The sequence below is a fragment of the Stagnimonas aquatica genome, assembly GCF_003730135.1.
GTDB classification, from domain to species: domain Bacteria; phylum Pseudomonadota; class Gammaproteobacteria; order Nevskiales; family Nevskiaceae; genus Stagnimonas; species Stagnimonas aquatica.
Window position 1 is genome coordinate 262,330 of the sequence record NZ_RJVO01000003.1, and the last position, 23,694, is coordinate 286,023.

Sequence of the window (23,694 nt, forward strand, 5' to 3'; positions counted from 1 at the left end):
CGGTCTGACCGGGCGCGGGCGGCGGGGTTCAGCTTGGCGTCGCCGCTGCGCTACTGTTGCGCGGTTCACTGTCCGCCAGCCCGCCCATGCAGATCGAGATCGACGATCTTTCGCGACCGCAAATCCACGCCCTGCTCAACGAGCACCTCCAGAGCATGTACGCGCTGTCGCCGCCGGAGAGCGTGCACGCGCTGGATATCGAGAAGCTGCGCCAGCCGGGCATCAGCTTCTGGTCCGCCTGGGAGGGCGCGACGCTGCTCGGCTGCGGCGCGCTCAAGGAGCTGGACGCCAGCCATGGCGAGGTGAAGTCGATGCGTACCCCGGAGGCCCTGCGCCGGCGCGGCGCCGGGCGCGCGATCCTGACCCATCTGATCGAGGTCGCCCGGGCGCGCGGCTATCAGCGCCTGAGTCTGGAGACCGGCTCGATGGCCGCCTTCCAGCCGGCGCAGCGGCTCTACCAGAGCTTCGGCTTTGAGTACTGCGGGCCGTTCGGCGACTACCGCGAGGACCCGAACAGCGTGTTCATGACGCTGCGGCTGCCGGGCCTGCCGCCGGCCTGAAGCCGGCGGCGGAAGGCGGGTTTTCTAGCGCATCAGCCGCTTCAGGGTGCCCTCATAGATCGCCGACAGCGGCTCGAGGTCGGCGACTCGCACATGCTCGTTGATCTTGTGGATGGAGTCGTTGATCGGCCCGATTTCCAGGGTCTGCGCGCCCCAGGGGCTGATGAAACGGGCGTCGCTGGTGCCGCCACCGGTGAACAGCTCGGGAGTAAGGCCGGTGACTTCGGCAATCGCCGCCTGGGCGGCGCTGATCGCCGCGCCCTGCTCAGTGAGGAAGGGTTCGCCGGATAGCTGCCAAGCCAGCTCGTAGCGCAGGCCGTGCTTGTCGAGGATGGCATGCACGCGCTCGCGCAGACTGGCTTCGGTGGACTCGGTGCAGTAGCGGAAGTTGAACACCGCGACGCACTCGCCCGGTACCACGTTGTTGGCGCCGGTGCCGGCATTGAGGTTGGAGACCTGGAAGGAGGTCGGCGGAAAGTGCGCATTGCCCTGGTCCCAGACTGTCGCGGCCAGTTCCGCCAGCGCCGGTGCGAAACGGTGGATCGGGTTCTCGACCTTGTGCGGATAGGCGACGTGGCCCTGCTTGCCGAACACCTTCAGCACGCCGTTCAGCGAACCACGGCGGCCGATCATGATGCGGTCGCCGAGCTGCTGGTTGCTGCTGGCCTCGCCGACGATAGCGTAGTCCGGCTTGATGCCGCGCTCGGCCAGCACTTTCACCACATGGCGGGTGCCGTACTGGGCCAGCCCTTCCTCGTCGCTTGTGATCAGAAAGGCGAGCGTGCCGCGCACCGGGCCGGCGGCGAGCAGGCGCTCCACCGCGCAGATCATCGCCGCCAGGCCCGACTTCATGTCGGCGGCGCCACGGCCGTAGAGCACCCCGTCACGGATCTCTGGCGCGAAGGGATCGCTGTGCCACTGCTCCAGCGGGCCGGTGGGTACCACGTCGGTGTGGCCGGCGAGGATGCTCAGCGGCGCGCCGCTGCCGTAGCTGGCCCAGAGGTTGGTGACGCCGCCCGCATTGATCCATTCGCTGCGGAAGCCGAGCGCTTCCAGGCGCTGGGCGATCAGCGCGCAGCAGCCGGCGTCGTCGGGGGTCAGCGAGCGGCGGGCGATGAGCTGGGTGGTGAGTTCGAGTACCGGCGAGTCGTAGGGCATTGCAGGGGAGACAGACGAAGAGGAATTCAAAGGCCGATCAGGCGGCGCAGGCCGCCAGCCGATTTGTCGCGCAGGACGGCGCCCTGCTCGGTGAGTCGCAGCGCCAGTGGCATGCCCAGGCGCAGTTCGATCAGGCCGGCTTTCCAGAGCAGATCCAGGCTGTGCAGCAGACTGTCGCGGCCGCGCCGCCAGTCGCTCTCCAGCCCCTCGAACGAGCGCCATTCGCTGGCCGCGCCACGGAACAGCGCCAGGCCGGTCCGACGCAGCTCCTCCTCGCTCAAGCCGTGGGCCTCGGGCTGGGTGAGCGGTTCGGCGAGATCGAGCAGCGGTGCCGGGGTCAGCGGCGCGCAGACATAGGCGTGGCCGGTCTCGGTGAGCCGCCAATGCGGCTCGAAACGCAGGCTGCTGTAGATCAGGTAACCGTCGCGCACCAGCACGTCGATGGCGATGCGCAGGTCGCCGGCGCGCAGCCCCATCTCCTGCCAGTAGCGCGACAGGGTCATGGCGATGATCTGGCTGCCCGGCTTGAGCTTGAGGTCGCGGTAGATGTCCAGCAGCTGGTTGCGCAGCGCGATCTCGGTGGGCGGCTGGCCGTGACGCAGGAAGCGCTGCGGCGGTGCCAGCGGCAGCTCCGCGGGCGCGCCCGTCAGCGCCGGCGGCGGCAAAGTTGTCGCCGGAACCGGTTCGGTCGCCTCCGCCCCGGTACCGGCGGGCGCTGGCCGCCTCGCGCGGTCGAACTGTTCCAGCAGCCGCGCATAACCGCTGGCGGTGAAGCGCACGTGCGGCGGTTCGAGGTCGGGCGTGAGCGCGATCTGGCCCTGGGCGAACAGCTGCGCCAGGCCGTCGCGCAGGTGAGCGGGATCGCGGCGGCCGGCCTGCCATTTCTGCTGCAGCAGCGTGGCGGGCACACCGTCGGACAGCCGCACGCAATGGGCATTCAGCCAGTGCAGGATGTCTTCGAGGTCTTCGCTGGGGCGGTCGGCCATGTGGGGGCGCCAGGGGCAGGTGCGGCGACTATGGCGAGCCTGGGGATGGCCGGCAAGCCGGGCGCGGATCGGCGCCCGGCCAGGGGCGGCGCTAGTCGTCGCGCAGCAGGGCGTTGATGCCGGTCTTGGCGCGGGTCTGGGCGTCGACACGCTTGACGATCACCGCGCAGGTCAGGTTGTAGCGGCCGCCATCGCGGGGCAGGGAGCCGGGCACCACCACGCTGTAGGACGGCACCCGGCCATAGCTGATCTCGCCGGTCGCGCGGTCGTAGATCGGCGTGGACTGGCCGATGAACACGCCCATCGACAGCACGGCGCCCTTTTCCACCACCACGCCTTCCACCACCTCGGAGCGGGCGCCGATGAAGCAGTCGTCCTCGATGATGGTGGGCGCAGCCTGCAGCGGTTCCAGCACGCCACCGATACCGACGCCGCCGGAGAGATGCACGTTGGCGCCGATCTGCGCGCAGCTGCCGACCGTGGCCCAGGTATCGACCATCGTGCCCTTGCCGACGTAGGCGCCGATGTTGACGTAGCTGGGCATCAGGATCGCGCCGGGGGCGATGTAGGCGCCCTTGCGCACCGCCGCCGGTGGCACCACCCGGGCGCCCTGAGTCTTGAATTGCGCCTCGCTCCAGCCGGCGAACTTCAGCGGCACCTTGTCGTAGCCGGACAGCGCACCCATGGCGATGGGGGCGTTGTCGTGCAGTCGGAAGTACAGCAGCACGGCTTTCTTCAGCCACTCGTTGACCTTCCAGCCTTCGGCGCCCGGCTCGGCGACCCGCGCCCGACCGCTGTCCAGGGCCTCGATGGCGGCAGCGACCGCGTCGCGGATGGCGGGGTCGTTGCGGTCCAGCTGGTCGCGGTTGTCCCAGGCGGATTCGATGGTGGTTTGCAGCGTGCGGTCGGTCATTGGTCTTGGTTTGGCGGGCTGGGAATGGCGATTGCCATTCCCGATGGACAGGTCCCGGCGCTGGCGAGCCGGGGTGTTTGCTCAGGCGTCGGCAGGGCGATCCAGAGTGCGGATCAGCACCTCGCGCAAGGCTTCCAGGGCGGTCTCGTCGGTGATCGCCTGGTGCTCGCGGTCGGTGAGATAGAACACGTCTTCGGCGCGCTCGCCGATGGTGGCGATCTTGGCGGCGTCGAGCAGGATGCCGCGCTTGTGGAACACCCGGCCGATCAGCGACAGCAGACCCGGCTGGTCGGCCGCCACCAGCTCCAGCATGGTGCGCTTGCGGGCGCTGTCCTGGCTGATGTGGACGCTGGTGGGCGTGTTGAAGTGCTTGAGCTTGGCGGGCAGCCGGCGGTTGACATCGACGACGGTCATCGCCGGGTCGGCGATCACCTTCACCAAGCGCTCGGCGATCTCGGCGAAGCGGTGTGGGTTGTTGATCGGCGAGCCGTCGGCTTCCAGCACCACGTAGCTGTCGAGCACATAGCCGTCGGCGGTGGTGTGCAGGCGGGCGTCCAGGATGTTGAGGCCCAGGCGTGCCAGCACGCCGGTGGACAGGCCGAACAGATGATCGCGGTCGCGGCAGTACAGGAACACCGTGGTGCCACGGTCCTCGAAGTTCTTCGCCACCACCACCGGCGCCTCGCCGGCGCGCAGGATCTCCGGCAGATGCCAGGCCAGCTCGTCCGCCGTGTGGCGCAGGAAGTAGTCGGTGTCGAAGCGGGCCCAGACGGCTTTCGCCACCTCGGCCTCGATGCCCTGCTGGGCCAGGCGCGCAAGGGCCTGGGCGCGGTGGATGCCGGCGCGCTCCTCCAGGGTGTAGACGCTGCCGATGCCCTGCTCCAATGCCCGGGCGGTAGCCTTGTAAAGCTCCTTGAGCAGGGAGTCGCGCCAGCTGTTCCAGAGCTTGGGGTTGGTGCCGCGAATGTCGGAGACGGTGAGCAGGTAGAGGTAGTCCAGACGTTCGCGGGTCTGCACCCGCTCGCTGAAGTGGGCGACCACCTGCGGATCCTGCACGTCCTGCTTCTGGGCGGTGAGCGACATCAGCAGGTGGTTCTGCACCAGCCAGCCGACCAGCTCGGCGTCGGCATGCGAAAGGCCGTGCTCGATGCAGAACTTCTCGGCGTCGACCGCACCCAGTTCCGAGTGGTCGCCGCCTCGGCCCTTGGCGAGGTCGTGGTGGAAGGCGGCGAGGTAGAGCAGCTCCGGCTTGGCCAGGCGCTCCAGCACCTCGGAGGCGAACGGCAGCTCGTGGCGGAACATCGGCATCGCCAGGCGGCGGGCGTTGCGCACCACGTAGAGGATGTGTTCGTCCACCGTCAGCGTGTGGAACAGGTCGTACTGCATGTGCCCGACGATCTTGCCGAACGCCGGCAGGTAACGGCCCAGCACGCCGTAACGGTTCATCCGCCGCAGGCCGTGGGTGAGTCCGTCGCCGACCCGGAACAGGTCGATGAACAGGCCGCGCGCGCGGCGGTCCTGGCGCACGTTGTCGTCGAGCAGGCGCAGGTCGCGGCGAATCATCCGCAGGGTTTCGGCGCGCACGCTGTCGACTTCCGGATGCGTCTGCATCAGGTGGAAGATTTCGATCAGCGCCCAGGGCTGGCTCTTGAACACCTGGTCGTCGCGCGCCTCGATCACGCCCTTGCGGACCTGGAAGCGGGCGTTCAGTACGTTCACCTCCGCCGGGTCGTCGTGCTGGTCGAGGATCGCCTCCTCGAACAGCTGCAGCAGCATGTCGTTGAGGCAGCTCAGCGACTTGATGGTGCGGTAGTAGAGCTGCATGAACTGCTCGACCGCGCGGTTGTCCTGCCGCTGGCCGTCCTCGGCCGGCAGATCGACATAGCCGAACAGGCTGGCGATGCGGATCTGATGGTCGAACAGCAGGCGGTCTTCGTGGCGGCCGGTGACCATGTGCAGGGCAAAGCGCACCCGCCAGAGGAAATCCTGGCCGGCGAACAGCTCGTCGCACTCCTGCTTGGTGAGAAAGCCGACATCCCGCAACTCGGTCAGCGAGGTGGCGCCGAAGTGGCGCTTGGCCACCCAGGCGATGGTGTGGATGTCGCGCAGGCCGCCGGGAGACTCCTTGACGTTGGGCTCCAGCTTGTAGCCGCTGTCGTCGTACTTGGCGTGGCGCCGGCGCTGCTCTTCCAGCTTGGCGTGGAAGAACTTCGCCACCGGCCACATGTGATCCGGACCGATCTGCTCGGCCAGCTCCTGGGCCAGCCGCGGATCGCCGGTCAGCAACCGCGATTCCAGCAGGTTGGTGATGACCGTGAGATCTTCGGCGGCGATGCGGGCGCAGTCGGCGACGGTACGCACGCTGGAGCCGACTTCCAGGCCGATGTCCCAGAGGAAGGCGAAGAACGGCTCCAGCTGGCTCTTGTAGCCGTCGAGCGCCTCGGCATCGTGCAGCAGCAGCAGGTCGATGTCGGAATGCGGCAGCAGTTCGCCGCGACCGTAGCCGCCGACCGCCAGCAGCGCCAGACCGGGTGCGGCCGGGCCAAGATGCCGCTCCCAGGCCTCGCGCAGCAGTTCGTCGATTAGCAGCGAGCGGGCGCGCACCAGCACGTCGGCGGGAGCGCCGTCGTGGAACAGGCCATAGAGCCGGTCCTTGCCCCAGGCCAGGGTTTCCTTGAAGACCGCGATGGCCGGCCGGCCGGGCGCGCGCAGGCGGCCGCGCACCTTGCGGGTCGAGAACACCTCGGCGGCGGTGTCCTCGGCGAGATCCAGCTCGGCGCTCACAGAACCTCGCCTTGCCGGCGGGTGAGGACTTCGACCCCGTTGTGGGTAACCAGCACGGTGTGCTCCCACTGGGCGGACAGCGAGTGGTCCTTGGTGACCACCGTCCAGCCGTCCGGCAGCAGCCGGGTTTCGTGGCGGCCGGCGTTGACCATGGGTTCGATGGTGAAGGTCATGCCTTCTTGCAATTCAATTCCCGTGCCGGGGCGGCCGTAGTGCAGCACCTGCGGGTCTTCGTGGAAGATCCGGCCGATGCCGTGGCCGCAGTAATCGCGCACCACCGAGAAGCCGTTGGCCTCGATCACCTTCTGTACCGCGAAGCCGATGTCGCCGAGCCGGGCGCCGGGCTTGACCACCCGGATGCCGGCCAGCATCGCCTCGCGGGCGACCAGCACCAGCCGCTTGGCCAGCACCGGCGGCTCGCCGACGCAGAACATGTAGCTGGTGTCGCCGTGGAAACCGTCCTTGATGACGGTGACGTCGATGTTGACGATGTCGCCGCGCTTGAGCGGCTTTTCGCCCGGAATGCCGTGGCAGACCACATGGTTGATCGAGGTGCAGACCGACTTCGGGAACGGCGGCCGGCTGCCCGAGCCGCCGTAGCCCAGCGGCGCCGGCACGCAGCCCAGCTCGCCGGTGATGTAGTCATGGCAGAGCTGGTTGAGCTGGCCGGTGGTGACGCCCGACTTGACCTGCGGAGCGATGAACTCCAGTACCTGGGCGGCGGCTCGACCGGCGGCGCGCATGGCGTCCTGCTCGGCAGGGGTTTTGATAGTAATGGTCATAGAACCCTGGCTTAAGCGCCGCAACTCGTTGTTCCAAAAGGCCGCGCATGGTATAAAGCGCGCCCTCCGGAGGCAATCCCGCCCCGGACATCCCGAAATTGCCTTGGCAATCCAGGGAGTTAACTCATTCGCGCGGCCTTTGGGTGCATCGGGTTCCCGGTGTGCACCGCGCGATCAGCCCTAACCCATCGGAGCTTGAACCATGTCTAACGTCACTATGCGCCAGTTGCTCGAAGCCGGCGCCCACTTCGGCCACCGTACCCGCTACTGGTCCCCGAAGATGGAAGCCTACATCTTCGGCGCCCGCAACCGCATTCACATCATCAACCTCGAGCAGACCCTGCCGCTGCTCAAGGACGCCTGCAACTTCGCCGGCAAGCTGGCCGCCAACGGTGGCCGCATCCTGTTCGTCGGCACCAAGCGCGCCGCCCGCGACGTGGTGCAGGAAGAGGCCGTCCGCGCCGGCATGCCCTACGTCAGCCAGCGCTGGCTGGGCGGCATGCTCACCAACTTCAAGACCGTCAAGCTCTCGATCAAGCGCCTGAAGGAGATGGAGAAGCAGGTCGAGGACGGCACCATCAACCGTCTGAACAAGAAGGAACAGCTCAACTTCACCCGCGAGATCGAGAAGCTGCGCAAGTCCCTGGGTGGTATCAAGGACATGCCGAGCCTGCCGGACTGCCTGTTCATCATCGACACCGGCTACGAGAAGAACGCCGTCGCCGAAGCCAAGAAGCTGGGCATCCCGGTGATCGCCGTGGTCGACTCCAACAACGACCCGTCCGGCATCGAGTGCGTGATCCCGGGCAACGACGACGCCACCCGCGCGATCAAGGTCTACGCCACCGCCATCTCCGAAGCCATCATCGAAGGCAAGGGCACCATCACCACCGCTCCGCGTCCGGAGCCGGTGGAAGGTGCCGACGAAGACCGTGGCGCCCGCAAGCCGCCGCGCCGTGACGACCGTGGCGCTCCGCGCCGCAACGGTCCCGGTGCCGGCCGTGGCGCCAAGCCCGCTGCCCGTACGGAGGCCTAAGCAACATGGCTGATATCACCGCCAAGCTGGTTGCCGAACTGCGCGAGCGCACTGGCGCCGGCATGATGGACTGCAAGAAGGCCCTGGTCGCGACCGAAGGCGACATCGACGCCGCCGCCGAGAAGATGCGCATGGACGGCATGGTCAAGGCCGACAAGAAGGCCAGCCGTGTCGCCGCCGAAGGCCGCATCGCGGTCGCCACCGGTGCCGATGCCATCGCCCTGGTCGAGGTCAACTCCGAGACCGACTTCGTCGCCAAGGCTGACGATTTCGTCGCCCTGGCCGATGCCGCCGCCCGTCTCGCCCTGGCCCACAAGCCGGGCAGCGTCGAGGAACTGGTGGCGCTCAAGGACGGCGACGCGACGCTCGACGAGAAGCGCCGCGCCCTGGTTGCCAAGCTGGGTGAGAACATCACCATCCGCCGCTTCGAGGTCGTTCCCAAGGCCGCCGGCCCGGCGGTGCACTACCTGCACGGCACCAAGATCGGTGTCGCGCTGGCCCTGCACGCCGGCGACGAGACCCTGGCCAAGGACCTGGCGCTGCATGTCGCCGCGATGGCGCCGAAGGTGCTCTCCTCCGCCGATGTCTCCGCCGAGGCGATTGCCGCCGAGCGCAAGATCATCGAGGGTCAGGTGGCTACCGAGCAGGCCGAAGCCAAGGCGCTGGCCGAGGAAACCGGCAAGCCGTACAAGGAAAAGCCGGCCGAGATCGTCGCCAAGATGATCGACGGCAAGATCAACAAGTTCACCTCGGAAATCTCCCTGCACGGCCAGCCGTTCGTGAAGAACGACGCCTACGGCGCCAAGGCCGACGAGCCGGTCGAAAAGACCCTCAAGGCCAAGGGCGCGGCGGTTGCCCGCTTCGTCCGCCTGGCGGTGGGCGAGGGCATCGAGAAGAAGGTCACCGACTACGCCGCCGAGGTTGCCGAGGCAGCCAAGGGCTAAGGTCGAAGCGGTACAATTGCTGCATCCTGCAAGGCCCCGGTAACGGGGCCTTGCTTTAACTGCCTTTCGGACTTCTGCCCATGCCGTCTGACTCCGCTCCCGCCCCGGTCTACAAACGCATCCTGCTCAAGCTGTCGGGCGAGGCGCTGATGGGGTCACTGAATTTCGGCATCGCCCCCGACGTGATGAATTTCGTCGCCGGCGAGATCAAGTCGGCGATCGACGCCGGGGTGCAGGTGGCGGTGGTGGTGGGCGGCGGCAACATCTTCCGTGGCGAGGGCCTGGCCCGGGGCGGCATGGACCGGGTCACCGGCGACCAGATGGGCATGCTGGCGACCGTCATCAACGCGCTGGCGATCCAGGATTCGGTCGAGCGCCTGGGTCTGGAGGTGCGGGTGCAATCGGCGATCCGCATCAACGAGGTCTGCGAGGATTTCATCCGTCGCCGCGCGGTCAGCCATCTGGAAAACGGTCGGGTGGTGGTGTTCGCCGCCGGCACCGGCAACCCCTTCTTCACCACCGACTCCGCTGCCGCCCTGCGCGCGGTCGAGATCGGCGCCGACCTGATGCTCAAGGCCACCAAGGTGGATGGCATCTACACCGCCGATCCGTTCAAGGACAAGACCGCCACCAAGTACGAGCATCTGAGCTATGACGAGGCGCTCAACAAGCGCCTGGGCGTCATGGATCAGACCGCCATGGTCATGTGCCGCGACCAGAAGATGAAACTGCGGGTTTACGATATGGACCGCCCGGGTGCGCTGCTGCGCATCGTCAACGGCGAGCCGATCGGCACCCTGGTCACCGTCTAGCCGCAGCGTCGACCGATTCCCATACTCCGCCAGCCTCCGGCCTGGCTGCTCCCAGGACTACGCCATGATCGATCCCATCAAGAAAGACGCCACCCAGCGCATGCTCAAGTGCCTGGACGCGCTCAAGACCGCCTTCAGCAAGCTGCGTACCGGCCGCGCCAATGCCGGCCTGCTCGACCATGTGCTGGTCGACTACTACGGCTCTGACGTGCCGCTCTCCCAGGTCGCCAGCGTGGTGGTGGAAGACGCCCGCACCATCGCCATCTCGCCCTGGGAAAAGCAGATGACCGGCCCGATCGAGAAGGCGATCCTGAAGTCCGACCTGGGCCTGACCCCGAACACCGCCGGCCAGAGCATCCGCATCATCCTGCCGCCGCTCACCGAGGAGCGCCGCAAGGACCTGGTGAAGGTGGTGAAGAACGAGACCGAAGGCGCCCGCGTCGCCATCCGTGGTGCCCGTCGTGACGCCATGCAGGCGGTCAAGGATCTGCTCAAGAGCAAGCAGATTTCCGAGAACGACGAGAAGCGTGCCGAAGCCGACATCCAGAAGCTTACCGACCTGCACATCGCCAAGGCTGAAGAGCTGATGGCGGTGAAGGAAAAAGAGCTGATGTCGATGTGAGGGGGCTGGGCTGACATGACTTCTGCGGTTCCATCTGTTTACCCAGCCTCACGCTGGCCGTCCCTGGCGAGGCCTCTGTGGGCATGACCACCCCCGGCCCGTCCATCCCTGGACGGGCGTTCGACGGGGGCGACAGCCACCGGCTGTCGCCCAAAGACCCGTCTCACCCACGCCACGTCGCCGTCATCATGGACGGCAATGGCCGCTGGGCGAAACAGCAGATGCGTCCGCGCGCCTTTGGTCACCATGCCGGGGTGCGCTCGGCGCGGCGGGTTGTGCGTGCCGCTTCCGCCGCTGGCGTCGAGGTGCTGACCATGTTCGCCTTCTCGCAGGAGAACTGGCACCGTCCCGAAGAAGAGGTCAGCCTGCTGATGCGGCTGTTCGTGCAGACGCTGAAGCGTGAGATCCGCTCGCTGATGAAGAATCAGGTGCGCTGGCGTTTCATCGGCGAGCACAGCGCCTTTCCGGCCGAGTTGCAGCAGTTGATGCGCGACACCGAGGCCATGTCCAAGGACAACCAGGGCCTCACCCTGCTGATCGCGGTTGGCTACGGTGGTCAATGGGACATCGCCCAGGCCGCCGCCCGTGCTGCCGCTGAAGGGATCGCCGTCACGCCGCAGGCCATCGAGCAGCGCCTGGTCACCGCCGGCCTGCCGGCCGTGGACCTGATGGTGCGTACCGGTGGTGAGATCCGCATCAGCAATTTCCTGCTCTGGCAGCTCTCCTACGCCGAGCTGTATTTCTGCGACACCCTGTGGCCGGACTTCGGCGCGGATGACCTGCTGGAGGCCTTCGCCTGGTTCGCCGGTCGTCAGCGCCGCTTCGGGCGCGTGCCCGAGGCCAGCTAGGACCGGCGATGCTCATCCCGCGCGTACTGACTGCCCTGGTACTACTGCCGCTGCTGCTGGCGGCGATCTTCCTGCTGCCCACGCCGAAGCTCTATCTGGTGTTCTGCCTGGTCGGCCTGGCGGCCGCCTGGGAGTGGACCGCGTTGATGGGCCTGGCCCGGCTGGCGCCGCGTCTGGCGTATCTGCTGGTCATGGCCTTGGCGCTGGCCGCAGTCTGGCCGCTGCACGGCCTGGCCTGGGGCGTGCCGGCCCTGTGTGGCTTGGCCCTGGTCTGGTGGCTGTATGCCTTCGGTCTGGTGCGCGGGTTCCCGGCCAACTTCGCCCAGGGCCCCTGGCCGCCATCCCGGATGGCGCCGCTGGGTCTGTTGCTGATCCCCTCGACCCTGCTGGCGCTGTCGGCGCTGCACGCCCAGGACCAGGGCGCCTGGCGGCTGATGTTCATGCTGTTCATCGTCTTTGCCGCCGACATCGGTGCCTTCCTGGTCGGCCGCAACTACGGCAAGCGCAAGCTGGCGCCGGCGGTGTCGCCCGGCAAGAGCGTCGAGGGTGCGCTGGGCGGCTTGGTGCTGGTGGCGTTGTGGGCGCTGGCCGCCGGCCCCTACGTGTTCCGCTTCGAATCGCCCGTGCAGCTCGGCCTGCTGGTGCTGATCGCGGTGCTGACCGCCGCCCTGTCCGTCGTCGGTGATTTGCTGGAGAGCCTGTTCAAACGCCTGCGTGGCCTGAAGGACAGCGGCAAGCTGCTGCCCGGTCATGGCGGGGTGCTCGACCGTATCGACAGCATTCTCGCCGCCGCGCCGGTGTTCTATCTCGGCCTGCGCCTGTCCGGCCTATGACTGTGCGGCAGCGTCTGGTGGTTCTGGGCGCCACCGGCTCGGTCGGTCGCAGTACGCTCGATGTCGCCGCCCGGCATCCCGACAAGCTGGAAGTCTGGGCGCTGAGTGCTCATCGCGATGCCGCCGGCCTGCTGACGCTGTGCCGGCAGTTCCGGCCCGAGTGGGCGGTGCTGGTGGAGGCCGCCGCCGCCGAGCAGCTGCGTCAGGCGCTGCGGACGGAAGGCTTGCCGACGCGGGTCGAGTCCGGGAGCGCCGCGCTGGACTTCATCGCCGCCGCCCCGCAGGCCGATCAGGTGATGGCTGCCATCGCCGGCAGTCCCGGCCTGGCCTCGACCCTGGCGGCGCTCCAGGCCGGCAAGCGGGTGCTGATCGCCAACAAGGAGCCCCTGGTGATGGCCGGTGCGCTGATGATGCGCGCCGCCGCCGCCAGCGGCGCCACCGTGCTGCCCATCGACAGCGAGCACAACGCCATCTTCCAGTGCCTGCCGGCCCAGGCCCGCTGCGGCGCACCGGTGCCGCCGGGTATCCGCCGGGTCCTGCTGACCGCCTCGGGCGGGCCGTTCCGGGAGACGCCGCTGGCGGACCTGGCGGCGGTGACCCCGGAGCAGGCGGTACGTCATCCCAACTGGAGCATGGGGCGGAAGATCTCGGTGGACTCCGCGACCATGATGAACAAAGGTCTGGAGCTGATCGAGGCGGCGGTGCTCTACGGACTCGGCGAGGCGCAGATCGAGGTGGTGATCCACCCCGAGAGCATCATCCACTCGATGGTGGAGTACGACGACGGCTCCACCCTGGCGCAACTCGGGCGGCCGGACATGCGTACGCCCATCGCCCATGCGCTGGCCTGGCCGCAGCGCTGGGAGTCGGGCGTGGAAGGGCTGGATTGGCGGCAGCTGGCGCAGTTGCGCTTCCAGCCGGCCGACCCCCTGCGCTTCCCGGCGCTGCGCCTGGCCCGGGAGGCCTTGCGCGCCGGCGGTGCCGCGCCCAATGTGTTCAACGCTGCCAACGAGGTGGCCGTGGCGCGCTTTCTGGACGGTCGCCTGGCCTTTACCGCCATCGCCGGCCTGGTGGAGCGGGTGCTGGAGGCGGCAGGTTCTGCGGACCTCGTCACTGGCGACGAACTTGAGGCCGTGTTGGCGGTCGATGCCTGGGCGCGCGGCGAGGCTGAACGCCGGCTGGCGCAGGATGCTTAAGAGGGAGTCCCGATGAACGATGTGCTGAGCAGTGCCCTGTGGTTCGTGGTGGCCATCGGCGTGCTGGTGGCCTTTCACGAGTTCGGTCATTTCTGGGTGGCTCGCCGCCTGGGTGTGAAGGTGCTGCGCTTCTCGGTCGGCTTCGGCCGGCCGCTGATCACCCGTCGCGGTGCCGACGGTTGCGAGTACGTGCTGGCGGCGATCCCGCTCGGCGGCTATGTGAAGATGCTCGACGAGCGCGAAGGCGAGGTCGCCGCCCACGAGGCGCCGCAAGCTTTCAACCGCCAACCGCCGTGGAAGCGCTTTCTGATCGTCGCCGCCGGCCCGGTGGCCAATCTGCTGCTGGCGGTGGCCTTCTTCTGGCTGGTGCTGGTGCTCGGCCAGCCCGGCCTCAAGCCGGTGGTGCAGGCGCCACCGGCCGCCTCCGCCGCCGCCCGCGCCGGGGTGCAGGAAGGCGAGGTGATCCTGCGCGTCAACGGCGAGGCCGTGGCCACCTGGACCCAGCTACGCACCCTGCTGCTGGAGAAGGTGGTCGCCCAGCACAGCCTGCAGCTGGAACTGCAACGCGCGGTCGATCAGCCGGAGCAGCGGCGGACGCTGGCGCTGAGCCTGGAGGGCGTGCGCATCGACCCCGAGCGGCTCTTCGACGATCTCGGTCTGTCGCCGTTCCAGCCCCTGATCGAGCCGGTGATTTCCACGGTGGAGCCGGGCGGGGCGGCTGAACAGGCCGGCTTCCAGGCCGGAGATCGCCTGCTGAGTCGCGATGGCGAGGCGATCAGCGATTGGCAGGCCTGGGCCACCTGGGTGCGCGCGCACCCTGGCGTGGTCACCGAGATCGCCTTCCAGCGGGGTGACCAGACGCTCAGCAAGGCGGTATTGCTGGGCCAGGTCGAGGAGGATGGAAAGCGCCTCGGCCGGTTTGGTGCCCGCATCAACATCGACGGCGCCCGCTGGGATGCCCTGCGCGCCGAGGACCGGCTGCCGCCGCTGGCGGCGATCCCGGCCGCCATCGACCAGACCTGGCGGATGTCGATGCTGACCCTGAAGATGTTCGGCCGCATGTTCACTGGCGAAGTGTCGGTGAAGAACGTCAGCGGACCCTTGCAGATCGCCGAGGCGGCGGGATTCTCGGCCAGTATCGGGCCGGCGGCCTTCTTCAGCTTCCTGGCCCTGGTCAGCGTCAGTCTGGCGGTGCTCAACCTGCTGCCGGTGCCGGTGCTGGATGGCGGTCATCTGCTGTTCACCGCCGTCGAGATGGTTCGTGGCGCGCCGCTGTCCGAACGCGTCCAGCTGCTGGGCCAGAAGTTCGGCCTGACCTTCCTCGCGCTTTTGATGGGTCTTGCCTTCTATAATGACCTTTCACGCTTGATTGGCTGAACCCTTTCTCAAGCAAGACTTCAGGGCCCACTTTGACCATCTCGCTCCGAAAGCGCGCGCTCGCCGCGTGCGCCTCACTGCTCTTCATCCCGGCCAGCTGGGCACTAGAACCGTTCACCGTGCGCGAGATTCGCGCCGAGGGCCTGCAGCGCCTGGACGAGGGCACGATCCTCACCTATCTGCCGCTGACCACCGGCGACGAGCTCAACGACATCACCTCCCGGCAGGCGATCCGCGCGCTCTACGCTTCTGGCCTGTTCCAGGACGTGCAACTGCTGCGTGACGGCAATGCCCTGGTGATCCGTGTCGAGGAGCGGCCACAGATCGTCAAGTTCGAGATCGAGGGCAACGAGAAGATCGGCGGCGACGAGCTGAAGAAATCCCTGGCCGATCTCGGCCTCGCCAATGGCGAAACCTACAAGCGCGCGCTGCTCGACCAGGTGGAGCAGGAACTGCGCCGCCAGTACTACGCCAACGGCTACTACGACGTCGGCATCGACACCACGGTCACCGACCTCGCCAACAACCGTGTTGACATCAAGATCAAGGTCACCGAGGGCAAGGTCACCAAGATCAAGGACATCAACATCCTCGGCGCCACCGCCTTCCCGGTTAAGGAGCTGAAGGAGCAGTTGCAGCTCAAGCCGACCAACTGGGTGCCGTTCCAGAAGTCCGACCGCTACTCCAAGCAATCGCTGGGCGGCGACCTCGAGACCCTGCAGTCCTACTACCAGGACCGCGGCTACCTGAAGTTCAACGTCGCTTCCGTGCAGGTGGCGCTGTCGCCGGAAAAGAAGGACATCTTCATCACCGTCAACGTCGAGGAAGGCGACAAGTACTCGCTGAAGGATCGCCGGTTCAGCGGCGAGACCATCCTCAACGAGGAGTTCCTGTTCCGCCTGTTGTCGACCAAGCCCGGTGACACCTTCTCGCGCAAGGAAGCCACCGAGTCGGCCAATCGCATCGAAGCGGCGCTCTCCGACGTTGGCTACGCCTTCGCCAAGGTCACGCCGCTGCCGGAAGTGGACGAAGAAAAGAAGCAGGTCAGCCTCAACTACGTGATCGAGCCCGGCAAGCGCGCCTATGTGCGCCGGATCAATTTCACCGGTCACGGCGATACCAACGACGAGACCCTGCGCCGCGAAATGCGCCAGTTGGAGGCTTCGCCGTTCTCGAAGTCGGCGGTGGAACGCTCGCGCGTGCGCCTGACGCGTCTGCCGTTCATCGAGGAAGCGGAGGTCGACACCAAGCCGGTGCCGGGCTCCGACGACCTGGTCGACGTCAGCTTCAAGATCAAGGAGCGCGCTCCGGGATCGGTGCAGTTCGGTGTCGGCTATTCCGGCGCCCAGGGCTTCCTGGTCAACGCCAGCCTGACCCACACCAACTTCCTGGGCACCGGTAACCGTGTCGAGCTGTCCATCGACAACTCGCAGTACTCGCGTCAGCTCAATTTCAGCTGGACCAATCCGTACTTCACCGAAGACGGCATCAGCCAGACCATCTCCACCTACTACCGCAAGGCGGAGTCGGTGATCCGCTACAGCTCCGGCTTCAACTCCAACACCATCGGCGCCGATCTCACCTACGGCATCCCGCTGTCGGAGTTCGTCGCCTTGCGCATCGGCGGCGGTGTCACCCAGACCGCCATCGAGACCTTCCCGGCCTATTCCGCCGACGAAGTGCTGCGCTTCGTGCGCGAGAACGGTTCCTCGTTCACCGATTTCACCCTGCGCACCGGTATCACCCGCGATACCCGCAACCGCACCTTCTTCGCCAGCCGCGGCACGCTCAACCGCCTGAATCTGGACGTGACGGTGCCGGGCAGCGGCATCGAGTTCTACAACCTGTTCTACCAGCACCAGCAGTACATCCCGCTGTTCTATAAGTTCTTCATCGAGTTCGACGGCACCGTCGGCTACGTCGATACCTATGGCGACAGCAGCACGGTGCCGCCGTACGAGAACTACTTCGCCGGTGGTCCCCGCACCGTTCGCGGCTACAAGGACGGCACGCTGGGGCCGCGTGATACGCCGTTCAACAATCCCTACGGTGGCAAGCTGCGCACCACCGCGCAGACCGAGTTGATCATCCCGACGCCGCTGGATTCCGACGGCAAGAGCAGCCGGGTGTCGCTGTTCTATGATGTCGGCAACATCTTCGCCGAGCCGGGGCAGTTCGAGGTCAACGAGCTGCGTCAGTCGATGGGTCTGGCGGTGTCCTACTTCACGCCCTTCCTCGGTCTGTTGCAGCTGTCCTACTCGTTCCCGCTCAACGCCAAGCCGCAGGACGAGGTGGACCGCTTCCAGATCACTTTCGGCTCTGGTTTCTGAGGCCGGGCCGGCCTCGTCGTCTCAACCACAACAATCGATCACCGAGAACCTCTTATGCGTACCCGTATTGCCCTTGCTGCCTTTGCTCTGTTCGCCGCTGCCACCGCCGCCCAGGCGGAGACCAAGATCCTGGTGGTCCGCTCCGCCGACGTGGTGCGTGACTCCGTGCAGTTCAAGGCTGCCGAGGCCAAGATGAAGGCCGAGTTCGAAAAGCGCCGCGCCGACATCGAAACCCAGGGCAAGGCCTTCGGCGACGACGTCAAGGCCTATCAGCGCGACGCCGACACCATGTCCGCCGACCAGCGCGCCAAGAAGGAGAAGGACCTCAACGCCCGCCAGGTCGATCTCAACTTCGCCCAGCGCAAGTTCCAGGAAGATCTGCAGAACCGTGATCGCGAGCTGACCCAGGACATGATGTCCAAGATCAAGGACGTGATTGCCCAGGTCGCCAAGGAAAAGGGCGCCGACCTGATCGTGCAGGACCCGGTGTTCGCCAGCCCGGCGGTGGACGTCACCGCCGACGTGCTCAAGCGCCTGAACGCCAGCGCCGGCAAGTAAGCTTCCCCACGCGGGAAAGCAGGCCCGGTGCGCAAGCACCGGGCCTTTTCATTGGCACCCGTTTCGGCTCAGCGCAGGGCGTTGCGGCTTCGCGGCGAGGGCAGCAATAACCAACGCCCCAGGCTGGCCAGCAGCCAGGCCAGCAGCAGGCCGATGCCGGCCCAGACCAGGCCTTCGCGATTCAGCGGCAGACCGGGCGTGAACCGCACGGCCGCATGGATGCGGGGATCGAAGTGGCGCCACAGCCGCGCCGGCTTCTGGTCGGCGCTGGCGCTGCTCAGCGCCTGCCAGGCGGCGTCGTACTGCCGGTAGCGGCTGAGGGTGCTGCGATGGATGCGGCCGGAGGCCTGAAACGCCGGATCGGCGTTGGCCTCGTGGCGGGTCACGAAGGCCTCGACGCTCATATGCAGTTGCTGGGCTTCCCGCTGCAGTTCCAGGTAGCGCGCCTCGGCTTCCAGCCGCACGCCGGAAAGCACCTGGAGGTACTGCGCGTAGTAGATCGGTGCCTGGGCAGCGGTGATCGCCAGCACCACCGCGAGGATGCGGTCCAACAGTCCGGCAAGCAGCTGGGCGAGGCTGTGCATGGCATCTTCCAGATCGGGGTCGGGATCAGTGTAGCCGGCGATGGCGCTTGGGAAAGCCGGATTCCCGCTTCCTTGTCCGCCCGGGATGTGGTTTTCTTCGCAGCCCCTTTCCGCCGGCCCCACCCATGCTCTACGCCCTCGATGAACACCGTCCGCAACTGCTGGGCGAAGGCCACTACATCGCCGACAACGCCGCCGTGATCGGCAAGGTGGTGCTGCACGCCGGCAGCAGCGTCTGGTTCGGTGCCACCCTGCGCGGCGATACCGAGCCGATCACCGTCGGCGAGAACAGCAATGTCCAGGACGGCTCGGTACTGCACACCGATCTCGGCGTGCCGCTCCACATCGGCCGCGATTGCACCATCGGTCACCAGGTGATGCTGCACGGCTGCAGCATTGGCGACAACTGTGTGATCGGCATCCAGAGCGTGGTGCTCAACCGCGCGGTGATCGGCCGCAACAGCATCGTCGGTGCGGGGACGGTCATCCCCGAAGGGAAGAGCTTCCCCGAGGGAGTGCTGATTCTGGGCAGCCCGGGCAAGGTGGTGCGTGAACTGAGTGCGCAGGAGATCGCCTTCATCACACTTTCGGCGCGCCACTACGTCCAGAACGGCCAGCGCTTTGCCAAGGGCCTGCGGCCGCTGACCGGCGTCTGATTGGCGGCTGCTATCGGCGCGATCAATGCCGGGTTGCGGCGGATCGGTTGGGAATCAATATCATTCGAGGCCTTCCCATCGGCGGGAGCGCCGCGATGAAAAAGACCCTGAGCTTCGCCCTGCTGCACTTCGGCATCGCCTTCAGCGTCACCTACGCCTTCACTGGCAGTCTGGTGGCGGGTGGCATGAGTGCCCTGGTCGAGCCATTCCTGAATACCCTGGCGGCGCATTTTCACGACCGCTACTGGAGCCGCCGCGAACAGCGCCACGCCGGCCTGGCGCTGTCCTGAAGCGCGGGGTTCAATCCAGGCCGTCTTTCGGGAATCCGTAGTGCAGCAGCTTGCCGCAGCCAGGGCCGACCTTGGCCCAGCTGGCGATGTCGAGTTGCAGCTGCACGGCCGCGCAGGTCGGCAGCTCGTCGAAGGGACAGGCGGCCAGGGTATGTGCCAGTTCGCTGAGCCCGGGGTTGTGGCCGAACAGCAGGACTTGGCTGCGGCGCTCGGGCAGGCCGGCGATCACTTCCAGCAGGGTCTTGCGGCTGGCCTCGTAAAGGCGCGGTTCGATCAGCACTTCGTCGAAGTCCACGCCCAATGCCTCGGCGAACAGCCGGGCGGTGGTCACCGCCCGGGTGGCGGGACTGCTGAGCAGCAGCAGGGGCGGCTTACAGCGGCGCGCCAGTCGCTGTGCCATGCGTGGCGCGTCCCTTCGGCCGCGGTCGTTGAGCGGGCGTTCGAAGTCGGTGAGCCCCGGGTAGTCCCAGGACGATTTGGCGTGGCGGATCAGGGTCAGCAGGCGCATGCCGGGAACGCTAGGCGAGTTGTGTAACGATTTGATGGCGGATGTGGCATCTTGCCGCGACGTCAGTGAACTGTGGCCTTCCCAGTCCGCAACGACGAAGGCCGACCCGGGACATGCGACTCAACCTACACCAGAAGATCGTCCTCGGCGCCATTCTGCCCACCGCGCTGGTGCTGGGTCTGCTCGGCCTGCTGACCCTCCTGCACTTCTACCAGAGCGAGCAGCGGGTCCAGCGGGCCGAGGTGCGGATGGAGACGGCGCGGCGCGCCGACCAACTGTCTCTGGCGCTGCGGCTGGCCGCCGCTGACGCCGAGCGCAGCGCCGATCTGCTCGCACTGCGGGACGAGCTGCCGGAAGCCGAGCTGCGGTCGTGGCTGGATCGGCTGCTGGCACGGCCGGGAGTCCTGTACGGGCTCGGTCTGCGCTATGCCGACGGCCGCGCCGTGTACCGCAGCCGGGCGCAGACGCCGTCCTCCACCGTAACCGCAGGCGCTGCCGACCCCGATTGGTTCAGTGAGGTCAAGGCCGGAGGAAAGCCGCAGTGGACGGCCCCCGATCTGTTGCCCGGCCCGGCGCCGAGCTGGGTGCTGGCCTATCTGGTGCCGTTCTATCGCGACGGGCAGTTTGCCGGCGCGCTGCGCGCCGAGCTGCGGCTCGACCTGTTGCCGCGCCTGCTGGCGGCGGATGTATCGACGGCGGCGAGCGACTGGCTGCTGCTCGACACGGCCGGACGCATTCTCTACGCCCGCGAGGCCAGCCGGCTGGGCCGACCCTATACCGATTTCGCACCGGCCGGCAGCGCCGCTGCCGCGTTGATCGCCGGGCAGCTGCATGAAGCGGCCGCCAGCCAGCGGGATCTGAGCTGGCCGGGACTGGACGCCGCCTTCGTCGGGACCGCCATCGTCGAAGCGACCGGCTGGCGTCTGTTCCACGCGCGCAGTCAGCGCGAGGTGGCACAGCTTGCCCGGCCCGGTCAGGCCTTGCTGGCCGGGTTGCTGCTGCTGGCGGTACTGGTCGCCAGTGCCATCCTGTACCGGGTGGCGCGCCGCTATTCGCGGCCGCTGGAACAACTGTCGCTGGCGGTGCAACAGGTCGGGCAGGGGCGGCCGGTGCCGAGCGTCGACTATCAGGGCAAGGATGAGCTGGGCAGTCTGGTGTTGAGCATTGGCCGTCTGATCGACGATCTGCACGCCCGCGACCGCAGCGTCGCCGCCCGCCAGAGCGATCTCGCCGACCGGATGCGCGAGCAGCAGGTCCTGTACCGGGTGGCCGACCTGCTGGGCTGGGTCGATGCCGATTTCGCCGAGATGCTGCGGCGGGTCACCGTGCTGTTGCCGGAGGCCTGGGCGCAGGCCGACCGGGTCTGCGCCCGTGTCGATCTCGACAGCCACCGCAGCTGCTCCGAGCCATTCCGGGAGAGCGAGCGCGGCCTGTTCGCGCCGATCCATACCGATGGCACCACGGTGGGCGGGGTCTGGGTGTTCGCGCTCGACGCCGAGACGCCGCTGGAGGCCAGCCACCAGCAGCTGCTGGAGGGCGTGGCGCAGCAGCTGGGCCTGGCGTTCCGGCGCGAGCGGGCGCAGAGCCAGCTGGAGTCGCTCAACCACCAGCTGGAACAACGGGTGGAGGCGCGTACCGAGGCCCTGCGCCAGGCCGAACGCCTGCTGCGCGACATCACCAACTCGATGCCCGGCGCGGTCTACCAGATCTTTCGTCCGCAGCGGAAACCGATGTCGCTGCGCTTCGTCAGCGCCGGTGTCGAAAAGGTCTTCGGGGTGTCGCGCGAACAGGCGCTGGCCAATTTCGAGACCGTGCTGGACCGGGTCTACCCCGAGGACTACTCGGCGCTGATGGCCTCGATCAGCGATGCCGTGCTCAACGGCAGCGAGCACACCCAGGTGTTCCGGGTCAGCGTCCCCGGTAGCGGTGGCGAGCAGCTGCGCTGGCTGCGCTCCTCCGCCAACATCTTCCAGGAGGAGGGCGGGGTGCTGCTCAACGGCTACTGGATCGACGTCACCGACCAGAAGCGGCTGGAACTGGCGCTGCAGCAGGCACGCCGAGAGGCCGATGCCGCCAACGAGGCCAAGAGCCGGTTCCTGGCCAACATGAGTCACGAGATCCGCACGCCGATGAACGCCATCATCGGTCTTACCCACCTCGCCCACGGCCAGACCGCCGAGCCGGGCGTGCGCGAGCAGCTCGGCAAGGTCGAAGATGCCGCCCAGAGCCTGCTTGGCCTGCTGAATGACATTCTCGACTTCTCGAAGATCGAGGCCGGGCGGATGAGTCTGGAGCACATCCCTTTCGATCTCTGGAACGTGCTGGATCGGGTCGAGGGCCTGATGGCCGAGCGCGCCTCCAGCAAGGGACTGCGGCTGAGCCTGCAACGGCCGGAGACGCTGCCGCACGATCTGGTCGGCGATCCCTTGCGCCTCGGCCAGGTGCTGCTCAACCTGATCAGCAATGCCATCAAGTTCACCGAAACCGGGGAAGTGCGAGTGGAGGTGGAGTTGCTAGGCCAGGACGCCAGCGGGGCCCAGCTACGGTTCGCGGTGCACGACACCGGCATCGGCATCCAGCCGGCGCAGATGGCGCGCCTGTTCAAGGCTTTCACCCAGGCCGACAGCTCCACCACCCGACGCTTCGGCGGTACCGGGCTGGGCCTGACCATCAGCAAGGAGCTGGTGAATCTCATGGGCGGTGATCTCAGTGCGCGGAGCGAGCCTGGCAAGGGCAGCTGCTTCTCCTTCGTGCTCAAGCTGAGTCCGGCTGCGCCGGACTGGCGCAGCCCGCCACTGGAACCGGCGGACAGCCAGACCCTGCTCAAGGGCGCGCGCCTGCTGGTGGTGGACGACAACGCCATCAATCTGGAAGTGGCCAGCGAGATGCTGCGCCAGGCCGGCGCGGTGGTCGGCACCGCCGGCAATGGTCGCGAGGCCCTGGCGCAGCTGGCGCTGGGGCAGTTCGACGCGGTGCTGATGGATTTGCAGATGCCTGTGATGGACGGCTACACCGCTACCCGGCGCATCCGCGAGCAGCCGCAGTTCCACGACCTGCCGGTGCTGGCGATGACCGCCAATGCCATGAGCGGCGACCGTGAAAGCTGTCTGGCTGCGGGCATGAACGACCACATCGCCAAGCCCATTGATCCGGAAGTGTTGCTGCGTACCGTCGCGCGCTGGCTGCGGCTCAAGCGCAGCCAGCCGGGGGCGGCACTGCCTCAGGGCCTGGGCGACGGCAGGTAGATGTCGAAGCGCGCCTGGGTGCCTTTCAGCTCCAGGCCGGGTTTGCGGCCAGCCAGCCAGGGCGCCTTCGCAGGCCGCTTGATGACCACCCGTTGACGGGCGCAGGCCAGGGCGAGATCGAGCAGGCTGTCGGCATCGGCGTCGCCGCCGGTGAGGTCGCGCAGCACCTGCATTTCCTTGGAGGGCAGGGCGCTCTTGCCGTCCTCCGGGTACATCGGATCGAGATAGATCACGTCCCAGGCCGCGCCTTCGCTGGCGGAGCTGGTCAGCAGCGCATGGCTGCTGGCCTCGATCACGGTGATGCGGTCGGCGGCCGCGCACAGGGTCGCGTCGGACAGCGCGCGGGCCTGGGCGTCGCGCAGCAGCCGCACCAGCGCATGGGTGCGTTCGACCAGAGTGACGTTGGCGCCGAGTGCCGCCAATGTGTAGCCGTCCCGGCCCAGGCCGGCGGTGCCGTCGAGCACGTGCGGGCTGGGGTGCTTGTGCAGCCCCACCGCCTTCGCCAGCAACTGCTTCTTGCCGCCCTTGATGCGGCGGCGGACATCCTCGCTGCCCCAGTCGGCGCTGATCGCCCCGTAGCCGGCCAGATGCGGCGCCCGCAGGCACAGGCGGCCATCGAGCTCTCGGAGCTCAAACAAAAAGCCCCGAACTTTGAAGTTCAGGGCTTTGGTT

At 67.4% G+C, this 23,694-nt stretch carries 22 protein-coding genes; 14 read left to right on the forward strand and 8 right to left on the reverse strand.

Going from position 1 to position 23,694, the window contains the following annotated elements:
• Positions 1 to 86: 86 nt before the first annotated feature.
• Positions 87 to 560, forward strand: a complete 474-nt coding sequence (locus ED208_RS08435) for a GNAT family N-acetyltransferase (RefSeq protein WP_123211445.1) — start codon at positions 87 to 89, stop codon at positions 558 to 560.
• A 24-nt stretch (positions 561 to 584) separates the two neighbouring features.
• Here the strand turns inward: ED208_RS08435 and dapE are convergent, their stop codons facing one another.
• The 5 genes from dapE to map all read right to left on the reverse strand — a co-directional run bounded on the left by dapE (position 585) and on the right by map (position 7,183).
• The gene (gene dapE, locus ED208_RS08440) at positions 585 to 1,718 is read right to left on the reverse strand and encodes a succinyl-diaminopimelate desuccinylase (protein ID WP_123211446.1); all 1,134 of its coding nucleotides are present in this window, start codon (positions 1,716 to 1,718) and stop codon (positions 585 to 587) included.
• A gap of 26 nt (positions 1,719 to 1,744) precedes the next feature.
• On the reverse strand, positions 1,745 to 2,704 hold the full coding sequence (locus ED208_RS08445) for a hypothetical protein (protein WP_123211447.1): 960 nt from the start codon (positions 2,702 to 2,704) through the stop codon (positions 1,745 to 1,747).
• A gap of 91 nt (positions 2,705 to 2,795) precedes the next feature.
• Positions 2,796 to 3,617, reverse strand: a complete 822-nt coding sequence (gene dapD, locus ED208_RS08450; protein ID WP_123211448.1) for a 2,3,4,5-tetrahydropyridine-2,6-dicarboxylate N-succinyltransferase — start codon at positions 3,615 to 3,617, stop codon at positions 2,796 to 2,798.
• 81 nt (positions 3,618 to 3,698) lie between these two features.
• Positions 3,699 to 6,401 carry a [protein-PII] uridylyltransferase gene (gene glnD, locus ED208_RS08455; protein WP_123211449.1) on the reverse strand — a complete coding sequence of 901 codons (2,703 nt, stop codon included), beginning with the start codon at positions 6,399 to 6,401 and terminating at the stop codon, positions 3,699 to 3,701.
• Positions 6,398 to 7,183, reverse strand: coding sequence for a type I methionyl aminopeptidase (gene map, locus ED208_RS08460; RefSeq protein WP_123211450.1), 786 nt, complete (start codon positions 7,181 to 7,183; stop codon positions 6,398 to 6,400). Before map ends, glnD begins: the two co-directional genes overlap by 4 nt.
• A 202-nt stretch (positions 7,184 to 7,385) precedes the next feature.
• Here map and rpsB point away from each other — a divergent pair, with 202 nt between their 5' ends.
• From rpsB to ED208_RS08510, 10 genes are all read left to right on the forward strand, one after another.
• Positions 7,386 to 8,219 (forward strand): 30S ribosomal protein S2, encoded by an 834-nt coding sequence (rpsB, locus tag ED208_RS08465; protein WP_123211451.1) that lies wholly within the window; start codon positions 7,386 to 7,388, stop codon positions 8,217 to 8,219.
• A 5-nt stretch (positions 8,220 to 8,224) separates the two neighbouring features.
• On the forward strand, positions 8,225 to 9,163 hold the full coding sequence (gene tsf / locus ED208_RS08470) for a translation elongation factor Ts (protein ID WP_123211452.1): 939 nt from the start codon (positions 8,225 to 8,227) through the stop codon (positions 9,161 to 9,163).
• Positions 9,164 to 9,243: 80 nt separating this feature from the next.
• Positions 9,244 to 9,975 carry a UMP kinase gene (pyrH, locus tag ED208_RS08475; protein ID WP_123211453.1) on the forward strand — a complete coding sequence of 244 codons (732 nt, stop codon included), beginning with the start codon at positions 9,244 to 9,246 and terminating at the stop codon, positions 9,973 to 9,975.
• Between the two features lie 64 nt (positions 9,976 to 10,039).
• Positions 10,040 to 10,597 (forward strand): ribosome recycling factor, encoded by a 558-nt coding sequence (gene frr, locus ED208_RS08480; RefSeq protein ID WP_123211454.1) that lies wholly within the window; start codon positions 10,040 to 10,042, stop codon positions 10,595 to 10,597.
• A gap of 83 nt (positions 10,598 to 10,680) precedes the next feature.
• The gene (gene uppS / locus ED208_RS08485) at positions 10,681 to 11,445 is read left to right on the forward strand and encodes a polyprenyl diphosphate synthase (protein WP_123211455.1); all 765 of its coding nucleotides are present in this window, start codon (positions 10,681 to 10,683) and stop codon (positions 11,443 to 11,445) included.
• A gap of 8 nt (positions 11,446 to 11,453) precedes the next feature.
• Positions 11,454 to 12,278, forward strand: a complete 825-nt coding sequence (locus ED208_RS08490; RefSeq protein ID WP_123211456.1) for a phosphatidate cytidylyltransferase — start codon at positions 11,454 to 11,456, stop codon at positions 12,276 to 12,278.
• Entirely contained in the window at positions 12,275 to 13,474 is a 1,200-nt protein-coding gene (gene dxr, locus ED208_RS08495; RefSeq protein ID WP_123211457.1) for a 1-deoxy-D-xylulose-5-phosphate reductoisomerase, read from the forward strand. The genes ED208_RS08490 and dxr overlap by 4 nt, the downstream gene beginning before the upstream one ends.
• Positions 13,475 to 13,486: 12 nt before the next feature.
• Complete coding sequence (rseP, locus tag ED208_RS08500; protein ID WP_123211458.1) at positions 13,487 to 14,851, forward strand: RIP metalloprotease RseP; 1,365 nt, start codon at positions 13,487 to 13,489, stop codon at positions 14,849 to 14,851.
• A 119-nt stretch (positions 14,852 to 14,970) separates the two neighbouring features.
• Positions 14,971 to 17,181 (forward strand): outer membrane protein assembly factor BamA, encoded by a 2,211-nt coding sequence (gene bamA, locus ED208_RS08505; RefSeq protein WP_233574945.1) that lies wholly within the window; start codon positions 14,971 to 14,973, stop codon positions 17,179 to 17,181.
• A 54-nt stretch (positions 17,182 to 17,235) separates the two neighbouring features.
• Positions 17,236 to 17,739, forward strand: coding sequence for an OmpH/Skp family outer membrane protein (locus ED208_RS08510; RefSeq protein WP_123211459.1), 504 nt, complete (start codon positions 17,236 to 17,238; stop codon positions 17,737 to 17,739).
• 68 nt (positions 17,740 to 17,807) lie between these two features.
• Here ED208_RS08510 and ED208_RS08515 read toward each other — a convergent pair whose 3' ends face one another.
• Positions 17,808 to 18,323 carry a DUF2937 family protein gene (locus tag ED208_RS08515; protein ID WP_123211460.1) on the reverse strand — a complete coding sequence of 172 codons (516 nt, stop codon included), beginning with the start codon at positions 18,321 to 18,323 and terminating at the stop codon, positions 17,808 to 17,810.
• Positions 18,324 to 18,448: 125 nt separating this feature from the next.
• On the opposite strand from ED208_RS08515, the gene ED208_RS08520 reads away from it, so the two are divergent.
• On the forward strand, positions 18,449 to 18,979 hold the full coding sequence (locus ED208_RS08520; protein ID WP_123211461.1) for a gamma carbonic anhydrase family protein: 531 nt from the start codon (positions 18,449 to 18,451) through the stop codon (positions 18,977 to 18,979).
• A 95-nt stretch (positions 18,980 to 19,074) separates the two neighbouring features.
• Positions 19,075 to 19,269, forward strand: coding sequence for a DUF2061 domain-containing protein (locus ED208_RS08525; RefSeq protein WP_123211462.1), 195 nt, complete (start codon positions 19,075 to 19,077; stop codon positions 19,267 to 19,269).
• Between the two features lie 10 nt (positions 19,270 to 19,279).
• On the opposite strand, the gene ED208_RS08530 is transcribed toward ED208_RS08525, so the two are convergent.
• On the reverse strand, positions 19,280 to 19,777 hold the full coding sequence (locus ED208_RS08530) for a SixA phosphatase family protein (RefSeq protein WP_123211463.1): 498 nt from the start codon (positions 19,775 to 19,777) through the stop codon (positions 19,280 to 19,282).
• 113 nt (positions 19,778 to 19,890) lie between these two features.
• Between ED208_RS08530 and ED208_RS08535 the strand changes: the two genes are divergently transcribed.
• Positions 19,891 to 23,022 (forward strand): ATP-binding protein, encoded by a 3,132-nt coding sequence (locus ED208_RS08535; protein ID WP_158608486.1) that lies wholly within the window; start codon positions 19,891 to 19,893, stop codon positions 23,020 to 23,022.
• On the opposite strand, the gene ED208_RS08540 is transcribed toward ED208_RS08535, so the two are convergent.
• Complete coding sequence (locus ED208_RS08540; protein ID WP_158608487.1) at positions 22,998 to 23,660, reverse strand: class I SAM-dependent methyltransferase; 663 nt, start codon at positions 23,658 to 23,660, stop codon at positions 22,998 to 23,000. The two genes, ED208_RS08535 and ED208_RS08540, sit on opposite strands and share 25 nt — an antisense overlap.
• Between the last annotated feature and the right edge of the window lie 34 nt (positions 23,661 to 23,694).

Excerpts from the sequence above, each read along its gene's own strand:
- ED208_RS08510 (WP_123211459.1), top strand. The coding sequence starts at position 17,236 with ATGCGTACCCGTATTGCCCTTGCTGCCTTTGCTCTGTTCGCCGCTGCC.
- ED208_RS08520 (WP_123211461.1), top strand. The coding sequence starts at position 18,449 with ATGCTCTACGCCCTCGATGAACACCGTCCGCAACTGCTGGGCGAAGGC.
- ED208_RS08530 (WP_123211463.1), bottom strand. The coding sequence starts at position 19,777 with ATGCGCCTGCTGACCCTGATCCGCCACGCCAAATCGTCCTGGGACTAC.
- ED208_RS08445 (WP_123211447.1), bottom strand. The coding sequence starts at position 2,704 with ATGGCCGACCGCCCCAGCGAAGACCTCGAAGACATCCTGCACTGGCTG.
- frr (WP_123211454.1), top strand. The coding sequence starts at position 10,040 with ATGATCGATCCCATCAAGAAAGACGCCACCCAGCGCATGCTCAAGTGC.
- ED208_RS08535 (WP_158608486.1), top strand. The coding sequence starts at position 19,891 with ATGCGACTCAACCTACACCAGAAGATCGTCCTCGGCGCCATTCTGCCC.
- map (WP_123211450.1), bottom strand. The coding sequence starts at position 7,183 with ATGACCATTACTATCAAAACCCCTGCCGAGCAGGACGCCATGCGCGCC.
- ED208_RS08515 (WP_123211460.1), bottom strand. The coding sequence starts at position 18,323 with ATGCACAGCCTCGCCCAGCTGCTTGCCGGACTGTTGGACCGCATCCTC.
- rseP (WP_123211458.1), top strand. The coding sequence starts at position 13,487 with ATGAACGATGTGCTGAGCAGTGCCCTGTGGTTCGTGGTGGCCATCGGC.
- ED208_RS08435 (WP_123211445.1), top strand. The coding sequence starts at position 87 with ATGCAGATCGAGATCGACGATCTTTCGCGACCGCAAATCCACGCCCTG.
- pyrH (WP_123211453.1), top strand. The coding sequence starts at position 9,244 with ATGCCGTCTGACTCCGCTCCCGCCCCGGTCTACAAACGCATCCTGCTC.
- ED208_RS08525 (WP_123211462.1), top strand. The coding sequence starts at position 19,075 with ATGAAAAAGACCCTGAGCTTCGCCCTGCTGCACTTCGGCATCGCCTTC.
- uppS (WP_123211455.1), top strand. The coding sequence starts at position 10,681 with ATGACCACCCCCGGCCCGTCCATCCCTGGACGGGCGTTCGACGGGGGC.
- dapD (WP_123211448.1), bottom strand. The coding sequence starts at position 3,617 with ATGACCGACCGCACGCTGCAAACCACCATCGAATCCGCCTGGGACAAC.
- ED208_RS08490 (WP_123211456.1), top strand. The coding sequence starts at position 11,454 with ATGCTCATCCCGCGCGTACTGACTGCCCTGGTACTACTGCCGCTGCTG.
- dapE (WP_123211446.1), bottom strand. The coding sequence starts at position 1,718 with ATGCCCTACGACTCGCCGGTACTCGAACTCACCACCCAGCTCATCGCC.
- dxr (WP_123211457.1), top strand. The coding sequence starts at position 12,275 with ATGACTGTGCGGCAGCGTCTGGTGGTTCTGGGCGCCACCGGCTCGGTC.
- tsf (WP_123211452.1), top strand. The coding sequence starts at position 8,225 with ATGGCTGATATCACCGCCAAGCTGGTTGCCGAACTGCGCGAGCGCACT.
- rpsB (WP_123211451.1), top strand. The coding sequence starts at position 7,386 with ATGTCTAACGTCACTATGCGCCAGTTGCTCGAAGCCGGCGCCCACTTC.